This is a genomic window from Caldanaerobacter sp., from assembly GCF_049701115.1.
Classification (GTDB): domain Bacteria; phylum Bacillota; class Thermoanaerobacteria; order Thermoanaerobacterales; family Thermoanaerobacteraceae; genus Thermoanaerobacter.
Map to the genome: position 1 here is coordinate 23,482 of NZ_JBNATX010000017.1, position 16,943 is coordinate 40,424.

A 16,943-nucleotide genomic window follows, 5' to 3' on the forward strand; every position below is an offset into this window, starting at 1 on the left:
TCACCAATAAAATTATAGCATATCAAATGTCTTATAGAAATCGGGATATGAAATGTCGACGCATTCAGCCTTCTTAATTATGGTCCGACCTTCTGCCAAAAGGCCAGCAATCCACAAGGACATGGCCACACGGTGGTCGTTGTAGCTTTCAACTTCGGCTCCTTTTAAAAAGCCTGTCCCTTCTATAATCATTCCATCTTCTGTCTCAAAAATTTTAGCTCCCATTTTCCCAAGTTCTGATGTCATTGATTTTATCCTGTTGCTTTCTTTTACCTTCAACTCCTCCGCATTTTTTATCACAGTTATCCCTTCTGCAAAAACCGCTGCAACTGCAATAATGGGAATTTCATCAATAAGTTTAGGAATAAGGTCTCCGCCGATTTCTATACCCTTTAATTTAGAACTTTCAATTACAATGTCAGCTACTTTTTCATTATTTACATATCTTTCATTTATAAGCTGAATATTTCCTCCCATATCTCTTAAAACATTTATAATTCCCGTTCTTGTAGGATTTACATTTACATCTTTTATAATTACCTCTGAATTAGAAAGTAAACTCGCTGCTACTATAAAATAAGCAGCAGAAGATATATCTCCCGGCACTATAATTTTCTGCCCTTTTAATTTACTTCCCGGATAACAAAATATTTTCTTTCCGTCTATCTTTATCTTAGCACCAAAATTTTGAAGCATAAGCTCCGTATGATTTCTCGATAATGTAGGTTCCTCAATAACCGTCATGCCTTCCGCATAAAGACTTGCAAGCATTATGCTGGATTTAACCTGTGCACTGGCAATAGGCATTTTATACTCTATTCCTCGAAGTTTTCCACCTCTTATTTTGACAGGAGCAAAATTCCCTTCCCTTGCCTCTATCTTAGCTCCCATGAGAGTAAGAGGCACTATCACTCTTCCCATAGGCCGCCTCTTTATAGAATCATCCCCTGTGAGTATTGTCTCAAACTCTTGCCCTGCAAGTATTCCCATCAAAAGCCTAATTGTTGTCCCAGAATTCCCTACATCTAATATTTCACTGCTTTTGCTAAGGTACAATCCTTTTCCATACACTTTCACTCTATTTCCTTCTACTTCAATATCCACACCTAATTTTCTCATACACTCTACAGTAGAAAGAGTATCCTTAGCAACAAGGAAATTTTCTACTTCTGTTAGCCCTTCAGCTATTGAACCTATCATGATAGCTCTATGCGATATGGATTTGTCTCCAGGAACAGAAATAACGCCTTTTAGACTTTTCTTTTTTATTACCTCTACCTCCATCTTTTACACCTCAAACTTCTATGTTTTTCCTGTATTCTCTTGCCCTATTAAGAAAATCTACTAAAAAATCTTCATCTTCTTCCTCTAAATGCTGTATAAAGTCTTCAATGAGGTCTTTATAACTTTTAAGCAACTCAAGAAGCACTTCTTTGTTACTAAAAATTATGTCTTTCCACATTTCAGTTTGAGAAAGAGCAATTCTCGTAGTATCTTTAAATCCTCCTGCAGCATATTTTAAGGCATCTTTACACTCTCTATGCGCAAAATTAGAAAGTGTGGTAGAAATTATATGAGGAACATGACTTATAACTCCTACTATCCTGTCATGCTCATTATAATCTACAATGACAGGTTTTGCACCTATCTTTTTTATTATTTCTTTTACAAAAATCTCTAAAATTCCTTCTTCCACACTGTCAGAAGGAACCAAAAAATAAAAAGAATCTACAAAAAGGTCAGGGTGAGAATAATCGTACCCTGCCTTTTCAGTACCAGCCATAGGATGTCCTCCAATGAAGTAAAAATCCAGAGGTAAAAACTTCTCTATCTCTTCCATGACAACTTTTTTAGTGCTACCAACATCAGTTATTATACATCCCTTTTTAAGATGAGGATATATATTCTTAACATTATCAGCTATTTTCCCCACAGGAGTGCAGATAAAAAGAACATCTACTTCAAGTGCAAAATTTATTTCCCTGAAGGCTTCAGAAATTGTACCCTCTCTTAAAGCCTTATCTAAAGTTTTTGTATCAACATCCACTCCAATGACATCTATATCTGTATACTTTCTTAAAGCTTTTGCAATAGACCCGCCTATAAGGCCCAGTCCCACAACAGCTACCTTCTCTATCATGCCAGTTCCCGCCCTACAGCTTCAGCAATAATTTTTAATTCTTTCACCAAGCTCTCAAAATTGTCTGGGGTCAAAGACTGAGGCCCATCAGAAAGAGCATTTTTAGGGTCAGGATGTACTTCTATGATAAGTCCATCCGCTCCTGCAGCAACAGCTGCCTTGGCCATGGAAGGAACAAGGTGCCACCGACCAGTTCCATGGCTAGGGTCAACTATTATGGGAAGATGGCTCAATTTCTTTATAGACGGAACTGCACTCAAATCTAAAGTATTGCGTGTGTAAGTCTCAAAAGTCCTTATACCTCTTTCGCAGAGAATTACATCCTTATTTCCCTCATTTAAAATGTACTCTGCAGCGCTCAACCATTCCTCCAAGGTAGCCGCAAGCCCCCTTTTTAAAAGCACAGGCTTATTTATTCTTCCGACAGCTTTAAGAAGAGAAAAATTCTGCATGTTCCTCGCTCCAATCTGAAGGACATCCGCATATTCCGCCACTTTTTCCACTGAATGCACATCCATCACTTCCGTGACAATTTTAAGACCTGTAAGCTCTCTCGCTTCACTGAGCATTTTTAATCCTTCCTCCTCTAACCCTTGGAAAGAGTAAGGCGAAGTCCTGGGTTTGTATGCCCCTCCCCTTAAAAAGTGGGCTCCCGCTCTTTTCACTGCCATAGCACTCTCAAAAAGCTGTTCTCTGCTCTCTACAGCACACGGTCCTGCCATTATGACAATATTTTTGCCTCCTATTTCAATATCACCAACTTTTACAATAGTAGGCTCTGGTTTGAATATCCTGCTAGCTAGCTTATAAGGGTCGACTATTGGAATTACTTTCTCTACTCCTTCCATCATCTCTATCGCTTTTCCATCAAGTTTCCTTTTATCCCCTATCACACCTATTACTATTTTTTCTTCTCCTTTAGAGATGTGATATCCAAGTCCTAAGGAACTCAAAAGACTTGTAATCTCTGAAATCTGTTTTTCAGTGGCTTCTATATTCATTACAATTACCATACCTCTTCTCCTCCCTTTATCTTTCTATTTCAAATTTTGGATATGAACCCATAACCTTTAAAAAATCTGTTCTAATCCTCAACTCCTCTAAAGCCTTTTCTATTCTTTCTTCTTTTCTATGTCCCTCTATATCTATCCAAAATACATACTCCCCAAACTTTTTTCGGGAAGGCCTTGATTCGATTTTCGTCATATTGATATTTTTCTCTGCCAAAACTCCTAAAGCTCTATACAAGCTTCCGGGAACATTCGGTACAGAAAAAACTATTGATGTCTTATCCCCTCCTGTATAGTCACTGTCTCTTTTCGCAATAACCAGAAACCTTGTGTAATTCTCCTTTATATCCTGCACATCTTTCTCTAATACCTTAAGTTTATAAAGCCGAGCAGCTCTTTCCGGCCCAATAGCAACTATCCCTTTTTTAGCATTTACCCCTAACAAAGCCTTTACAGTGCTTTCTGTAGCTTTTACCTCTACCCTCGGGAAATTATTCAATATGTATTCTCTACATTGGGCGAGAGCCTGAGGATGAGAAAGTATACAATGTACATCTTTAAAGTCAATAAAGTCATCGCAAATCAAGCATTGTGAAATGGGAATTATTACTTCTCCTTTGACCAAAATACCCTCACCATCGTTTATCAACAAATCCAATGATACATTAACAGAACCTTCGATAGAATTTTCAACAGGCAAAATGCCTTCATCGCACGTCCCTTCCGCTACACTTTTAACTACATCTTGGATAGTAGCAAACTCTATAGCTTCACACTCTTTTATTCCTTCTATATATTTAAAAACAGCCTCTTCAGAAAAAGTACCTTTAGGCCCTAAATACCCAACTTTCATCCTACACCCCCTTGTCACATTATATTGCTGATATTTTAATACTTTGCCCAATTAAAGTCAAGTAAATTTTTCACACACCTTATAAAAGGATAATAAAAAGAGGTATACCCACATGGGTATACCCGCCTTATTTCAAAACCTTTAATACATCTTCTTCTTTTACACTTACAATATTCACTTTACCAAAACCTACAGGTAGGACAAAATTTATTTTCCCTTCTCTCATTTTTTTATCAAGCTTTATAGCATTTAGCATATCCGTCTTTTCAATATCCTCATAGTCAGCTGGCAGTCCCGATCTTTTAATTAAATTCAATATGCGCTCTAAATATTCTTCATCAATATATCCCAAATTAAATGCAAGCCTTGCCTCATACACCATTCCTATTGCCACAGCTTCTCCGTGAATATATTTCTCATAACCTGTCAAAGCTTCAATGGCATGCCCTATTGTATGCCCAAAATTTAATATTGCTCTTAAATTTTCTTCTTTTTCATCCAATGATACAATTTTAGCCTTTATCTCACATGACCTTTTAACTATGTGAGTTAAACTCTCCTCTTTTAATCTCAAAATATCCTCCAAATTTTTCTCAATATAGGTAAACAAATCAAAGTCCCATATAACTCCATATTTGATTGCTTCAGCTAATCCACTAAGGACTTCTCTTTTATCCAATGTTTTTAAAACTGAAATATCAATATACACCATTTTGGGTTGATAAAAAGCTCCGACTATATTCTTGCCCTTTTTTAGATTTACCGCTACCTTACCACCAACACTGCTGTCTACCTGAGCCAACAACGTCGTAGGAATCTGAATAAAATCAATTCCTCTCATATAGGTAGCAGCAACAAAACCGGCTATATCTCCAACAACTCCTCCCCCCAGTGCAATGATAGAACTATCTCTTAAAAGCCCACTGTCATAAGCTACCTCAAGAAGTCTTTGTGCCATTTCCATAGTTTTGCTCGTCTCACCAGCGGGTATAACTTCATGTGTGACATCAAATCCACTTTTTTTAAGGCTTTCTTTAATCTTTTCAAAATACAAAGGGTAAACATTAGAATCAGTGATAACAAATGTCTTGCTGCTTCTCACATGTTTTTTAATTAAATCTCCAACTCTATCAAAACCTTCATAGTCAAAATAAATAGGATAAGACCTTTCCTTCAATTCAACAATCACTTCATCCACACTATCACCTCTTTTTACACCAGACAAAGGGGACGGTTCCTCTTGCCTGAATTCATACTCAAAACTGAACAAGAGAAACTGCTCCTCCTGCCTTTACGCCATTTTTTCAAACTCATCAAGTAATTTCTCAAAAACGTCTAATGCGTCGTTAACTGGTTTTGGAGTAGTCAAATCTACCCCTGCCTTCTTTAAAAGATTCAGTGGATAGTCAGAACTTCCGCTTTTTAAAAATTCTTTATATCTTTCTACGGCCTTTTCTCCTTCATTTAGTATCATCTGTGAAATAGCTATTGCCGCAGAAAATCCTGTAGCATATTTGTAGACGTAGAAATTTCTATAAAAATGTGGAATTCTTGCCCATTCGTAGCTTATTTCTTCATCTACTACTATATCATCTCCATAGTAGAGTTTATTTAGTTCATAATATTTTTTGTTCAATACCTCTGCCGTAAGAGGCTCTCCTCTTTCTGCTATTTCATGAATTAATTTTTCAAATTCTGCGAACATGACCTGTCTGAAAACTGTCCCTCTAAATTCTTCGAGAAAATGATTTAGTATGTAAAGTCTTTCCTTTTCATCTTTGGAATTTTTTAAAAGATAATTCATAAGTATAGCTTCATTGCAGGTAGATGCTACTTCTGCTACAAAAATCTTATAACCTGCATACACATATGGCTGTGTCACATTTGAATAATATGTATGCAAAGAATGTCCCATTTCATGAGCAATTGTAAATACATCATTTAATTTACCCTGAAAATTTAAAAGCACATAAGGATGTGTTCCATAAGCACCCCACGAATAAGCTCCAGAGGTTTTGCCTCTATTCTCATACACATCTACCCAGCGAGATTCAAAACCTTTTTTTAGTAAATCTATGTACTCTTCCCCCAAAGGCTTAAGGCCTTCCAAAACTAGTTCAATTGCCTCTTCATATGTAAACTCTTTATCATACTCTTGTATCAAAGGAACATACAAGTCATACATGTGAAGTTCGTCTAATTTTAAGAGTTTCTTTTTAAGCCTTACATATCTATGTAAAACATCAAGCCTACTATGTACTGTTTCTATGAGGCTATTATAAACCTCTACACTGACATTGTCTTCAAAAAGTGAAGCCTCCAAAGAAGAATTGTATTTACGGGCTTTAGCATAAAAAATATCTTTCTTTACACTGCCAGCCAGAGTAGAAGCAAAAGTATTTATAAATTTTTTGTAAGTGTCATACAGTACTTCAAAAGCAGCCTTTCGCACATCTCTATTTTTGCTCTGCATAAAGCTTATAAAATTTCCATGAGTAAGCTCCACTTCATTACCATTTTCGTCCCTAATTGTCGGGAATCTTAAGTCCGCGTGATTCAACATAGAATATATAGTTGAAACAGATTCTGCCAGTGTCTCTGCTTCTGCTAGTATTTTTTCTTCCTCCGGTGAAAGCACATGAGGCTTGTATCTAATTAAATCCTCAATATACTGCTTATAAATTTTTAACTCCTCTAGTTCTTCTATCATGTTCCTCAATTTTTCAGTCTCAATAGACAAAATCTCTGGAACTATAAAAGAAGTAGCACTCATGACTTCAATATTAAGTCTCATCGCTTTATCAGACAATGCCTGATATTTAGAATTGGTATTATCTTCATCTCTTCTCATTCTGGCATAGGCGAAAATCTTGCTGGCTGTCATCCCAATTTGGTCATTAAGCTTCAAAACTTCCAATAAGTCCTTAGAAGTTTTAATTTTTCCTTTAAACTTTACAATCTCTTTTAGGAGTTCTTTTACCTTCCTGTAATCTTCTTCCCACAACTCTTCATTTTCATATATGTCTTCTAATCTCCATTTATATCTTTCATCTATTTCACTTCTCTCTCTTAAATTTCCCATGTTTAATCCCCCCGCTTTTCTTTTTCAAATATTTCTTTTTTAAGTCTCATTCCTGTTGGAGTTTTGGCAAGCCCCCCTTCTGCTGTTTCTCTTAAGGCACTTGGGATAGCCTTTCCTACCCTGTACATAGTTTCTACAACCTCGTCAAAAGGTATTACACTGTCCATTCCCGCTATAGCAAAATCAGCACATATCATTGCATTGAGAGCTCCTAAGGCATTTCTCTTCTCACAGGGAATTTCTACTAATCCGGCAACCGGATCGCACACCAGTCCCAATAAGTTCATTATGGCAAAAGAAGCAGCTGTCAAGCATTGCTCAGGAGTTCCCCCCATGAGTTCCACTAAAGCCCCTGCTGCCATAGCCGAGGCAGACCCTACTTCTGCTTGACACCCTCCTTCGGCTCCCGCTAAAGTAGCATTTTTTGCTATTATAATTCCTATTCCTGAAGCCGTAAAAAGCGCTTTTGTCATGTCATCTTCACTCTTGCCAAATTTCCTTGCAACAGTAATTAAAGCACCTGGTATCACACCACTTGAGCCTGCTGTAGGAGCAGCTACAATTCTTCCCATAGCTGCATTTACCTCTGTGACGGCAAGAGCAGAAGCTGCAGCTTTTGCCATTGTTTCACAGGACAAAGTATTCCCAATCACAATCCTCGCATAAAGCTTTTTGGCATCTCCTCCTGATAAACCGCTCACAGACCTTATATCCTCATTTAACCCTTTATTTATAGCTTCTCTCATCACCTGAAGATTTTTCTTCATTTTTTCAAAAATAACCTCTAAGCTCTCTCCTGTTCTTTCCTGTTCGGCCAGCATTACAATTTCCGATATAGGCTTATTGAATCTTTTTGTAAGCTCTAAAAGTTCATATCCGTAATTGAATTGATACATAAAAGCATACCCTCCATTACACAGGATTTAGAATTATGGCATTCAAAATTCCGTCAATATTTTTGATGACCTCTTTTGCTCTTTCTGGAATTATCTGATCGGATTCTATCACCATTATGGCTTTATCGCCCTTTGCATGCCTGTAAACTCTCATGAAGGCAATATTTATATTGCAGTCTGCCAGCACTTTGGTCACAGCAGCCACAATCCCAGGCTTATCTATATGGGTGGTAATTAAAGTCTCATACTCCCCAGTAAACTCTACTTCTATGCCATTTATCTCTTTTAAAAGAACATTACCACCGCCTACAGAACAGCCTAAAATATCATAAGTCTTTCCATCGGAGGTCTTTATTATCATCCTCACAGTATTTGGATGGGGAGCTTCTTCATCGCTTTCAGTAAATTTAAACTTAAGTCCCAATTCTTTAGCAATTTCAAACGAACGAGGCAATCTCTCATCGTCAGGATCAAAACCCAATATCCCTGCAAGTAATGCCCTGTCTGTACCATGCCCCTTATAAGTTCTGGCAAAAGATTCGTATAAAATAAATTCCACCTCTTTTATCTCATCGTCCGCAATTTTTCTGGCAATTTTAGCAAGTCTAGCCGCCCCCGCAGTATGGGAACTGCTCGGGCCAATCATTATAGGTCCCATAATATCAAAAACAGAAAATTCCCTCATATCAATCCCCTTTACTCTTTCCCTATTTTCCTTACCCTAACCTTTTTTACTTTACCTTCTTCCAAAAGCATCTCTTTAAAAGCCTGGTCAATAGAAAGGCCCTGTTGATATTTTAAATACACCTTTTTAAAAAAATCTTCTCCGTACTTTTCAAATAATAGGCTTATGTATTCATTTTCACTTTCTTTATCATGCAGTACTTCTCCAAAAATGAAATTTTTAAAACGAGATAATCTTAATCTCATAGTCATTCTTCCTTTATCAAAACCGCTCTGGTAGGAGCTGCTTCTGCTCCTTTTATTTTGAGAGGAGCAGCAAATAAGAAATACTCGCCTTCTTCTACATCTTTTAATCTCAATCCTTCCAAAATCAATATACCAGATCCAAGAAGAATCTTATGAGTCTCATGCTCTGGTTGGTCTCTCTCAATGCCCAAAGCATCGATTCCCACTCCAATTACGCCTTTTTCCTTCAAAAATTCTGCACCGCTTTTTTCGAGATAGACAAATTGAAAATCAAAATCCTCTCTAAAAGAATTCCGAGTTTTAAAAATCACAAAATCTCCCTTTTCAATTTGCTTATCTTTTAAGTCTTCCGCTGTTATTTTATCAGATAAGTGAGTAAAATCGAAAACTTTGCATTTTGTTATAACCTTCTTAAGGTCAATATTTTCTATGGTATCTCCCCCATTGAGCATGTGGAGAGGGGCATCAACGTGAGCCCCTGTATGCATATCCATGCATATACGGGATTCAGTCACATCGCCCTGTTGTACTGTAATTGTGTGTTGAGGTCTTTTCTCTTGTTTGTTTTTATAAACCGTCATGTTTTCATGAATTTCCATAGAGATGTCATATATTTTCATTTCTATCCCCCCTATCCTATACATTCCACCACATTCTTCCATCTCTTTTCAAAAGCTCTTCGGCTTCTTTAGGACCCCAAGTTCCCGGATAATAATTAGGAAAATCGGGTGTTTTTTCTGCCCATGCTTTAGCAATAGCATCTACAAACCTCCAAGAATATTCTACCTCATCCCAGCGAGTAAATAAAGTAGAATCTCCTCTCATCACATCAAAAAGAAGTCTTTCATATGCCTCTGGAGAATTATTGGATATCTGGCAGTTTTGACAAAAGTCCATATTTACAGGCTCTATAGTTATATCTCCTGCTCCCGGCACTTTGGCATTAAACTGAAGTTTTACTCCTTCCTCCGGCTGAATTTTTATCACAAGCAAATTGGGGAGCAAATTTTTATATTCTTTGAAATACAAAATACCTGGTAGAGGCTTAAATTGAATGACAATCTGTGTGGATTTTTCCGGCATTCTCTTTCCAGTCCTGATGTAAAAAGGAACCCCTGCCCACCTGAAATTTTCTATGTGCACTTTTAAAGCCACAAAAGTCTCTGTATTAGAAGTTGGGGATACTTTTTCCTCCTGCCTATATCCCACATACTGCCCTCTCACCACATTTTTTTCTACAAGCTCGGGAGTCATAATCTCTAAGGATTTTAAAACCTTCACCTTCTCATCCCTTATAGATTCTGTATCCAAATTTACAGGTGGTTCCATGGCTGTTAAGGTCAAAAGCTGCAACATGTGGTTTTGAACCATATCCCTCAAAGCCCCTGCTTTCTCGTAATATCCTCCTCTATTTTCTATCCCCACCGTTTCATTAGAAGAAATTTGCACATTGTCTATATATCTTCTGTTCCAAACTGGCTCAAAAAACACATTGGCAAATCTGATGACCATTATATTCTGAAGCATCTCTTTTCCTAAATAGTGATCAATTCTATAAGTATTTCTTTCTGTAAAGACATCTGTTATCATTTTATTTAGTTTTCGGGCAGATTCTAAATTTTCTCCAAAAGGCTTTTCTATAACTACTCTTTGCCATGAAGTTTCATTATTTACCATTCCGTGTCTGTATAACTTTTCTACAATGACGCCAAAATATTCCGGTGCAACTGCAAGATAATATACCCTGTTGCCCTGTGTATTGTATTTCCTATCCAGTTCATCTAAAAAGTAACTAAGCTCCATATATCCGTTGTCATAGTTAAAATCAAATCTTTTGTAGAATATCCTGCTACTTAAATCTTGCCAGATTTTTTCGTCAATGTCAAACCGAGAATAGGTTTTAACAGACTCTAACACCTCATTTCTATATTCTTCTTCACTTTTATCTCTTCTTCCTATAGCGACCACCGCAAAATTTTCAGGCAAGATATTTTGATATTTCAAGTTGTAAAGGGCCGGCATCAATTTTTTATGGGTTAAATCTCCTGTTCCACCGAATATGACCATCACGTTTGAAAGGTCTTTATCTTTCATGTTGATCACCTCGCGAAAATGTTGTTAAACGATTCCGTGCAACTATTTATTGTCAATTAATACTTTTTATCTTGAGTAGTTATATTATTATACCACATATTTTAAAATTTTAAAGCAGGGTTAATCCCTGCTAAATCGCTTCAATATTATTTTATCCCTATTTTTATATACTATATAATCCCTTGTAATTTCTATAATTTCCCCGTTAGCTTCAGAAATTACATTTCCCCGCAAATCCTCAACTTTATTGCCCCCAGTTATAACCCCTACGATTTTCTCGTTGAAGAGTACAACTAAATCTTTTGGAGACTCACTCTTTTTGAGCAAGATTCTATTCCATAACCTCATAGACCTATCTAAGCCACCATAATATATTTCTTTTATTTCTCTACCGCTTATTTTCCCTGTATAGACTTTGTCATCCCTATCTATCCCTAAAAGGATATAATTGTTATTTGAACTTAATAAAAGTTCTTTTTTCCCATCTTTTAATAAATATAGCCTGCCATCGCTAGTTTGAAAGACTAAATTGTCTTTTTTCTGAGTCTCCACCATTTTTTCTATTTTCTTTACAGGAAGGTAAATTCTCCTTACTTCTCCCATTATATTTACCTGATAGAGCCTGTCTCCATACGGAGTACTAGCTTTCAAATAGATCACATTTGTAAGGGGCGATAGGGTTACGCAGCTAATGAAGCTTTTAGGGGGCAAATATATTTTTGTATATACAGTATTGTATAAGTCATTGTCTACATCGTAAGATTTTAATTCAATTTTTATTCCATTTGGGAAATCCGTCTTAGAAAAATACAAAATCCTATTTCTGTCTGGAAGCCAAGTATAATAATCTCCTTCTTTTGTAGCCTTCTCAATTACCTTTAAAGTTTTTCCTGATTTGGTATCGGCTATAATTAAGTTACCTCCTTCGTCATATGAGATGTATTTCCCATCATAAGAGACATGAACATCTTTAGCATAAGATGGAATTTTTGTCTCTATGAGAGAAGGCAGAGAAATACTTCCAAATACTTCTTCACTTTTTATAAAAGGAGTTGAATCCACGAGAAATACGTTATTTAGATAGTAGAGAAATGCCAGTTCTAATGCTAGAGTAGCAAATGCCCATTTTAAGACTTTCTTAATCTTCACCTCAAAAATCCTCCTCATCTTACAAAGAATATGGTAGGAACGGCTCTTTCTCCCAAAGCATCAGAGGGGTGGTTTATCACTTTCCCTTTAAAGTACATCGTAGTAGAAGATCCTCCATCAAGGTTGGCTGCATTATAAGCTCCGTATTTGAGCATTATATCTTGTACATCCTTTAAAGTAGCACCTATGCTCTTTAAAGTTCTGCCATCTATCACCAAAAAAATCACTGTTCCATCCTCTCTCTGCCCTATAGCAGTCCGAGGAGCTATCCCCCAACCTCCGTCTCCTTTTTTTATCATGGGTTGTCCATTAATGACAAGAGCTGGCCCAAAGCTCACTGCCTCTTTTATGCCCATATTGAGGACTTCTTTGTACCTGTACTTTCCAACCATCAACTTGCCATCATCTGTAAAACCAATTAAATCCACTTTTTCATCCGGATTTTTAATCTCTGTATATAGTATTTTCCCTTTGTGTATCACAAACCCCTGAGGAGCTCCACCTATACCTTTCATACTGCTGTCTCCAAAGCCTCCAGCATTTATAGCCGCTAGAGCATTGTAGTGTTTCGCAATTACACTTGTGGTCTCCCCTTCATATGGGAATTTACTAGATATCCCTACTGCTACTCTAGTAGGGTCATGAATCAAAATCACTTTTCCTTCAAAATGCTTGCCGTACACATTATAAAGTTCAATTCTTTTATCCTTTCCCCCGTTCACATGTATTAAATTTTTATCAGTTCTGCCACTTTCTATTTTGCTTTCAGACATTATTTTATCTATCGCCTTTTTGGGCAAAAACAGAGTAGCCAGATATTGGTGGGTAAAAGTAGTCATGGCAGTAGTGACAAAAGTATCTCTCACCCTTGTAAAAGGACCGTAAAACATCAAAACAGGCATGGTAATAGAAACAAAAAGTACCTCAAAAATTATAAAAGCAATCGCTCTTTTAAGCATGTTCCACCTCATTCACATATGATTTGCCACAAATATTATAACTTTATTAGATTAAAAATTTGTTAAAAATGTGTAAAAAATTTAAAAGGGACCTGCATCGTCCCTTTTATCGAATCCTCAGGTACACTTTTAAATAGTCTACCATATCCTTTTCCCTTTCGTCGTAAGTCTCAATGTAAATATTTTTCCCTTCCACAGTATAGCTAAAGTCAGTAAATCCCTGATTCAAAAGGTAATCCTTTACCGCTTTTTCTCCCAAATCTCCCTGCGCTATGAGAATTTTTTCTCCTACATATCTTCCGTTTACGTATATACTAAAAGAGTCTGTCGGAACTTTAAGATTGTTCCTATCTGCCTCTGAAGGCAAAACTATGCCTGGAGCTATTGAATTTTGCCCGTAAGGATAATTTATCATTTTGCATCACCTCTTTATTCTATTTTACTCAAAACAATTTAACATATTCTTAACAAAAAAATACATTGCTTTTCTATTCACAACTTTTTATAATAATACTAAGGTGCAAATACAGGGAGGAGTTATAATGGCAAAGAAGATTCTGTACTTTATATGTACTGGAAATTCCTGTAGAAGTCAGATGGCGGAAGGATTTGGCAAATTTTACGGTGGAGATGACTTTGAAGTATATAGTGGCGGTGTAGAAGCCCACGGTTTAAACCCAAAAGCTGTGAAAGTCATGAAAGAAATAGGTATTGACATAAGCAACCAAACTTCAGACTTAATAGACGAAAATATCCTTTTTAAAGCAGATTATGTTATAACACTGTGCGGAGATGCTAGAGACAAATGTCCTGCTCTGCCTCCTTCTGTAAAAAGCCTCCACTGGGAATTAGAAGACCCTGCAAGAGCAGAAGGCACAGAAGAAGAGATAATGAGAAAATTTAGAGAAGTAAGAGATATAATAAAAGAAAAAGTTAAAGCCTTAATAGAGGAGATAAGAGAAAAATCCCCGGCATAAAAAGCCAGGGATTTTTTACATAATTTTTGCTTCCTTGTGCTTTTTTAAAATTTCCTCAGCAAGCGCATCGAGGGCTTTAAAGTCTTCTTCTTTTGGATAGCCTTTTATATATACTGAAGGAAGAAATTCTACTTTTAAGTTACCAAACATCTGAGTAATCTGGTCTACAGCCTTGCTACCCCAGTTGTAGGAGCCAATCACTGAAATGAATTTAACTTTAGGTTTCAAAGCATTTGTGAGATAAGCAGCATAAACAGCCATTGGATGTGGTCCTACTAGCACGGTAGGAGTAGCTATAACAACTGTAGCAGCGTCCACTAAAGCCATTGCAAATTCTCCTATATCAGTGACAGAAAGGTCAAAAGGCTTTACAATAACCCCCTTTTCCACCAAAGCTGTTTCCAAATATTCTACCATTTTCTTTACACTTCCATGCATTGTCACATAAGGTATTAACACAATGTTTTTAGGATTACCCAAAACCCATTCTCTATAAGCATTCAATATAAACTCGGGATTGTTATAAACAGGTCCATGGCTTGGTGCTATTATTTCTATGTCTAATTCTTTTATTTTTTCTAAATGTTTCTCTATAAAATTTCTAAAAGGCATCATGATCTCAGCGTAATATCTCTTTGCAGCATCATATACCTTACATTCATCAGTAGCATAAAGTTCAGAGGTTGCAAGATGTGAACCTAAAAAATCACAAGTAAAAAGTATTTTATCTTCTATTAAATAAGAAAACATGGTTTCTGGCCAGTGAACCCACGGGGCATGAATAAATTTGAGCGTCTTACCGCCAAGGTCCAAAGTATCTCCATCTTCTACAGTGATAAACTCATCCTCTGTTAAACTGGGGAGAAGATCCATAAGAAATGTCTTAGCCTTCGGAGTGCAAACTATCTTTGCCTCTTTGTACTTTTCTAAAACTGCAGGAATCGCGCCTGAATGATCTTGTTCTGCGTGATGAGCTATTATATAATCAATCTTTTTAACGTCCTTGAGCTGTTCCATTAAAACATATTCTGTTGCGGGGTCCACCGTATCTAAAAGCGCAACTTTTTCCTTACCCTCTACAAGATAAGCATTGTAGCTAGTACCATCCGGCAGGGGAATTAAAGAATCGAAAAGTCTCCTTTCCCAATGAACTGCTCCTATTTTGCTTACGCCCGGTTTTATGACCATTGCTTTCATACTATATCCTCTCCTGTTTTTTATACTTCAAGTATATTATAACAAATAGCAGAAAATAAATAAAGACTTTTTCTTGAAAATTTTTATTATATCCCTTATACTGGCATATATTCAACTTAAAACCTTTCTTTATTGGTATAAAACACAAAAAATTAGCTAACCTATAAATTGTAAATAAAATGAGAGGGTGGGCAAATTGGAATTTACTCCAGCGCATATTGCATACTTTGCATCTATTGTAATAATTATTGTCTTACTTTTGATGAGAAAAGACATAATCGTACCCATTATAATAGCAATTTTTTCAGTTGGATTTTTAGCTACAAAAGATGTAGTAAAAGCGATACAAATACTTTATTCCGCTATACTCGTTTCCGGAATGCGATTGTGGCATATAATAGTGATCATTTCGTTAATAATATCTATGTCAAAAGCTCTAGATGACATAGGAGCAGATGTAATACTCACAAAACCCATAGTAAAATATCTAAAAAAACCCAGCTATTCTTTTTGGATAATTGGACTTTTGGTGATGATACTCTCTTTCCTGATTTGGCCTGCCCCTGCCGTGGGCTTAATAGGCACTGTACTCATAATGCCAGCTTTAAAGTCTGGAATCGACAAAATATCTTTAGCTTCAATTGTATCGATCTTTGGCTTTGGTATAGCTCTTTCGGGAGATTTTTTCATACAGGGAGCACCTTCCATAACATCAAAAGCAGCAGGAATAACCGTACATCATCTAATATCAAACATACTACCTCTATGGGGGATATCCTCCGTTGTAGCAACTATATCTTTATATATCCTATTAATGAAACAGGCATCGAAATCCTTCCCACCATCGGATTACATAGAAAATACTTCTTTACTTCAAAACAAAATACTTCCTAAAAGTTATGCAGTTTCTATAATGGCATTAGTATTTTTCGTCACTGATGTAATGATAATGGTATTTTTTAAAATTCACTCCAGCAGCGCTACGGCCTTAATTGGAGGAACCTCTATAATTGTTCTCATTGTAGCCTCCGCCATCCAAAACAATTTTTTGGACAAAGCCAGGGACTACTTGAGGGAAGGTTTTTTAAACGGTATGAGGACCTTTGCACCTATCATAATAATAAGCGCTTTTTTTCTTTTGGGAGAAACTAGCATGGCGAAAGAAATAATAGGGCCAAGTGCAAAAGGTTACCTTGTTGACCTCGGAACATATTTATCTTCCAACATTCCTCTTAACAAATATACAGCTTCTTTCTTGGAACTGGCAATGGGAATCTTAACTGGAATGTCCGGTTCCGGATTTTCTGGACTTCCACTGATAGGAGCTTTAGCAAAAACTTTTTCCTCTGCTACTTCTCTTGATCCAGCAATTTTAGCTTCAATAGGACAATTGGCCTCCATATGGACTGGAGGAGGTACCTTAGTCCCCTGGAGCACCGCAGTAGTTTCAACCGTAATCGATGTGGACCCAAGGAAAATTTCCAGAAAAAATCTTATACCTGCAGCATTAGCTCTTACTTCAGCTTATATAGCAGCTCTTTTCTTGCTTTAAAGTTTTTAAAAACAAAAAGCCGGAAATTCTTCCGGCTTTCAGACTGTTAACAAAATAAAGAAGTGGCATTTTGTGTGTAAATGCGACTTGTTGTCAAAGCGGTA

General features: G+C 36.6%; 17 protein-coding genes. 2 read left to right on the forward strand and 15 right to left on the reverse strand.

Going from position 1 to position 16,943, the window contains the following annotated elements; translation table 11 throughout:
* Positions 1-12: 12 nt before the first annotated feature.
* From aroA to ACPLVE_RS06565, 14 genes are all read right to left on the reverse strand, one after another.
* Positions 13-1,284: a 3-phosphoshikimate 1-carboxyvinyltransferase gene (gene aroA, locus ACPLVE_RS06500; RefSeq protein ID WP_424610754.1), complete on the reverse strand. Its 1,272-nt coding sequence runs from the start codon at positions 1,282-1,284 to the stop codon at positions 13-15.
* A 10-nt stretch (positions 1,285-1,294) separates the two neighbouring features.
* Positions 1,295-2,140, reverse strand: coding sequence for a prephenate dehydrogenase (locus ACPLVE_RS06505; RefSeq protein ID WP_424610755.1), 846 nt, complete (start codon positions 2,138-2,140; stop codon positions 1,295-1,297).
* Complete coding sequence (gene aroF, locus ACPLVE_RS06510) at positions 2,137-3,153, reverse strand: 3-deoxy-7-phosphoheptulonate synthase (RefSeq protein WP_424610756.1); 1,017 nt, start codon at positions 3,151-3,153, stop codon at positions 2,137-2,139. The genes ACPLVE_RS06505 and aroF overlap by 4 nt, the downstream gene beginning before the upstream one ends.
* A 16-nt stretch (positions 3,154-3,169) precedes the next feature.
* Positions 3,170-4,003, reverse strand: coding sequence for a prephenate dehydratase (pheA, locus tag ACPLVE_RS06515; protein WP_424610757.1), 834 nt, complete (start codon positions 4,001-4,003; stop codon positions 3,170-3,172).
* Positions 4,004-4,130: 127 nt separating this feature from the next.
* Positions 4,131-5,201: a 3-dehydroquinate synthase gene (aroB, locus tag ACPLVE_RS06520; RefSeq protein ID WP_424610758.1), complete on the reverse strand. Its 1,071-nt coding sequence runs from the start codon at positions 5,199-5,201 to the stop codon at positions 4,131-4,133.
* A 93-nt stretch (positions 5,202-5,294) separates the two neighbouring features.
* Positions 5,295-7,085, reverse strand: a complete 1,791-nt coding sequence (pepF, locus tag ACPLVE_RS06525; RefSeq protein ID WP_424610759.1) for an oligoendopeptidase F — start codon at positions 7,083-7,085, stop codon at positions 5,295-5,297.
* A gap of 2 nt (positions 7,086-7,087) precedes the next feature.
* Positions 7,088-7,981, reverse strand: coding sequence for an L-serine ammonia-lyase, iron-sulfur-dependent, subunit alpha (gene sdaAA, locus ACPLVE_RS06530; RefSeq protein WP_424610760.1), 894 nt, complete (start codon positions 7,979-7,981; stop codon positions 7,088-7,090).
* Positions 7,982-7,997: 16 nt separating this feature from the next.
* Complete coding sequence (gene sdaAB / locus ACPLVE_RS06535; protein WP_424610761.1) at positions 7,998-8,666, reverse strand: L-serine ammonia-lyase, iron-sulfur-dependent subunit beta; 669 nt, start codon at positions 8,664-8,666, stop codon at positions 7,998-8,000.
* Positions 8,667-8,677: 11 nt separating this feature from the next.
* Entirely contained in the window at positions 8,678-8,911 is a 234-nt protein-coding gene (locus ACPLVE_RS06540; RefSeq protein WP_424610762.1) for a hypothetical protein, read from the reverse strand.
* A 2-nt stretch (positions 8,912-8,913) separates the two neighbouring features.
* On the reverse strand, positions 8,914-9,531 hold the full coding sequence (locus tag ACPLVE_RS06545; RefSeq protein ID WP_424610763.1) for a cyclase family protein: 618 nt from the start codon (positions 9,529-9,531) through the stop codon (positions 8,914-8,916).
* A 16-nt stretch (positions 9,532-9,547) separates the two neighbouring features.
* The gene (zwf, locus tag ACPLVE_RS06550) at positions 9,548-11,005 is read right to left on the reverse strand and encodes a glucose-6-phosphate dehydrogenase (RefSeq protein WP_424610764.1); all 1,458 of its coding nucleotides are present in this window, start codon (positions 11,003-11,005) and stop codon (positions 9,548-9,550) included.
* Between the two features lie 120 nt (positions 11,006-11,125).
* Entirely contained in the window at positions 11,126-12,154 is a 1,029-nt protein-coding gene (locus tag ACPLVE_RS06555; RefSeq protein ID WP_424610765.1) for a hypothetical protein, read from the reverse strand.
* Between the two features lie 14 nt (positions 12,155-12,168).
* Entirely contained in the window at positions 12,169-13,125 is a 957-nt protein-coding gene (locus ACPLVE_RS06560) for a phosphodiester glycosidase family protein (RefSeq protein ID WP_424610766.1), read from the reverse strand.
* Positions 13,126-13,219: 94 nt separating this feature from the next.
* Positions 13,220-13,528 (reverse strand): hypothetical protein, encoded by a 309-nt coding sequence (locus ACPLVE_RS06565; protein ID WP_424610767.1) that lies wholly within the window; start codon positions 13,526-13,528, stop codon positions 13,220-13,222.
* Between the two features lie 127 nt (positions 13,529-13,655).
* Between ACPLVE_RS06565 and arsC the strand changes: the two genes are divergently transcribed.
* On the forward strand, positions 13,656-14,090 hold the full coding sequence (gene arsC / locus ACPLVE_RS06570) for an arsenate reductase (thioredoxin) (protein WP_424610768.1): 435 nt from the start codon (positions 13,656-13,658) through the stop codon (positions 14,088-14,090).
* Between the two features lie 15 nt (positions 14,091-14,105).
* On the opposite strand, the gene ACPLVE_RS06575 is transcribed toward arsC, so the two are convergent.
* Positions 14,106-15,287, reverse strand: a complete 1,182-nt coding sequence (locus tag ACPLVE_RS06575; RefSeq protein ID WP_424610769.1) for an FprA family A-type flavoprotein — start codon at positions 15,285-15,287, stop codon at positions 14,106-14,108.
* Between the two features lie 196 nt (positions 15,288-15,483).
* Between ACPLVE_RS06575 and ACPLVE_RS06580 the strand changes: the two genes are divergently transcribed.
* Positions 15,484-16,839, forward strand: coding sequence for a hypothetical protein (locus ACPLVE_RS06580; protein ID WP_424610770.1), 1,356 nt, complete (start codon positions 15,484-15,486; stop codon positions 16,837-16,839).
* Positions 16,840-16,943 lie beyond the last annotated feature (104 nt).

What these genes read in the sequence shown, in the direction of transcription:
- sdaAA (WP_424610760.1), bottom strand. Translation starts at nt 7,981, where the DNA reads ATGTATCAATTCAATTACGGATATGAACTTTTAGAGCTTACAAAAAGA.
- ACPLVE_RS06560 (WP_424610766.1), bottom strand. Translation starts at nt 13,125, where the DNA reads ATGAGGTGGAACATGCTTAAAAGAGCGATTGCTTTTATAATTTTTGAG.
- arsC (WP_424610768.1), top strand. Translation starts at nt 13,656, where the DNA reads ATGGCAAAGAAGATTCTGTACTTTATATGTACTGGAAATTCCTGTAGA.
- pheA (WP_424610757.1), bottom strand. Translation starts at nt 4,003, where the DNA reads ATGAAAGTTGGGTATTTAGGGCCTAAAGGTACTTTTTCTGAAGAGGCT.
- sdaAB (WP_424610761.1), bottom strand. Translation starts at nt 8,666, where the DNA reads ATGAGGGAATTTTCTGTTTTTGATATTATGGGACCTATAATGATTGGC.
- ACPLVE_RS06505 (WP_424610755.1), bottom strand. Translation starts at nt 2,140, where the DNA reads ATGATAGAGAAGGTAGCTGTTGTGGGACTGGGCCTTATAGGCGGGTCT.
- ACPLVE_RS06540 (WP_424610762.1), bottom strand. Translation starts at nt 8,911, where the DNA reads ATGAGATTAAGATTATCTCGTTTTAAAAATTTCATTTTTGGAGAAGTA.
- zwf (WP_424610764.1), bottom strand. Translation starts at nt 11,005, where the DNA reads ATGAAAGATAAAGACCTTTCAAACGTGATGGTCATATTCGGTGGAACA.
- ACPLVE_RS06575 (WP_424610769.1), bottom strand. Translation starts at nt 15,287, where the DNA reads ATGAAAGCAATGGTCATAAAACCGGGCGTAAGCAAAATAGGAGCAGTT.
- pepF (WP_424610759.1), bottom strand. Translation starts at nt 7,085, where the DNA reads ATGGGAAATTTAAGAGAGAGAAGTGAAATAGATGAAAGATATAAATGG.
- ACPLVE_RS06545 (WP_424610763.1), bottom strand. Translation starts at nt 9,531, where the DNA reads ATGAAAATATATGACATCTCTATGGAAATTCATGAAAACATGACGGTT.
- aroF (WP_424610756.1), bottom strand. Translation starts at nt 3,153, where the DNA reads ATGGTAATTGTAATGAATATAGAAGCCACTGAAAAACAGATTTCAGAG.
- ACPLVE_RS06565 (WP_424610767.1), bottom strand. Translation starts at nt 13,528, where the DNA reads ATGATAAATTATCCTTACGGGCAAAATTCAATAGCTCCAGGCATAGTT.
- aroA (WP_424610754.1), bottom strand. Translation starts at nt 1,284, where the DNA reads ATGGAGGTAGAGGTAATAAAAAAGAAAAGTCTAAAAGGCGTTATTTCT.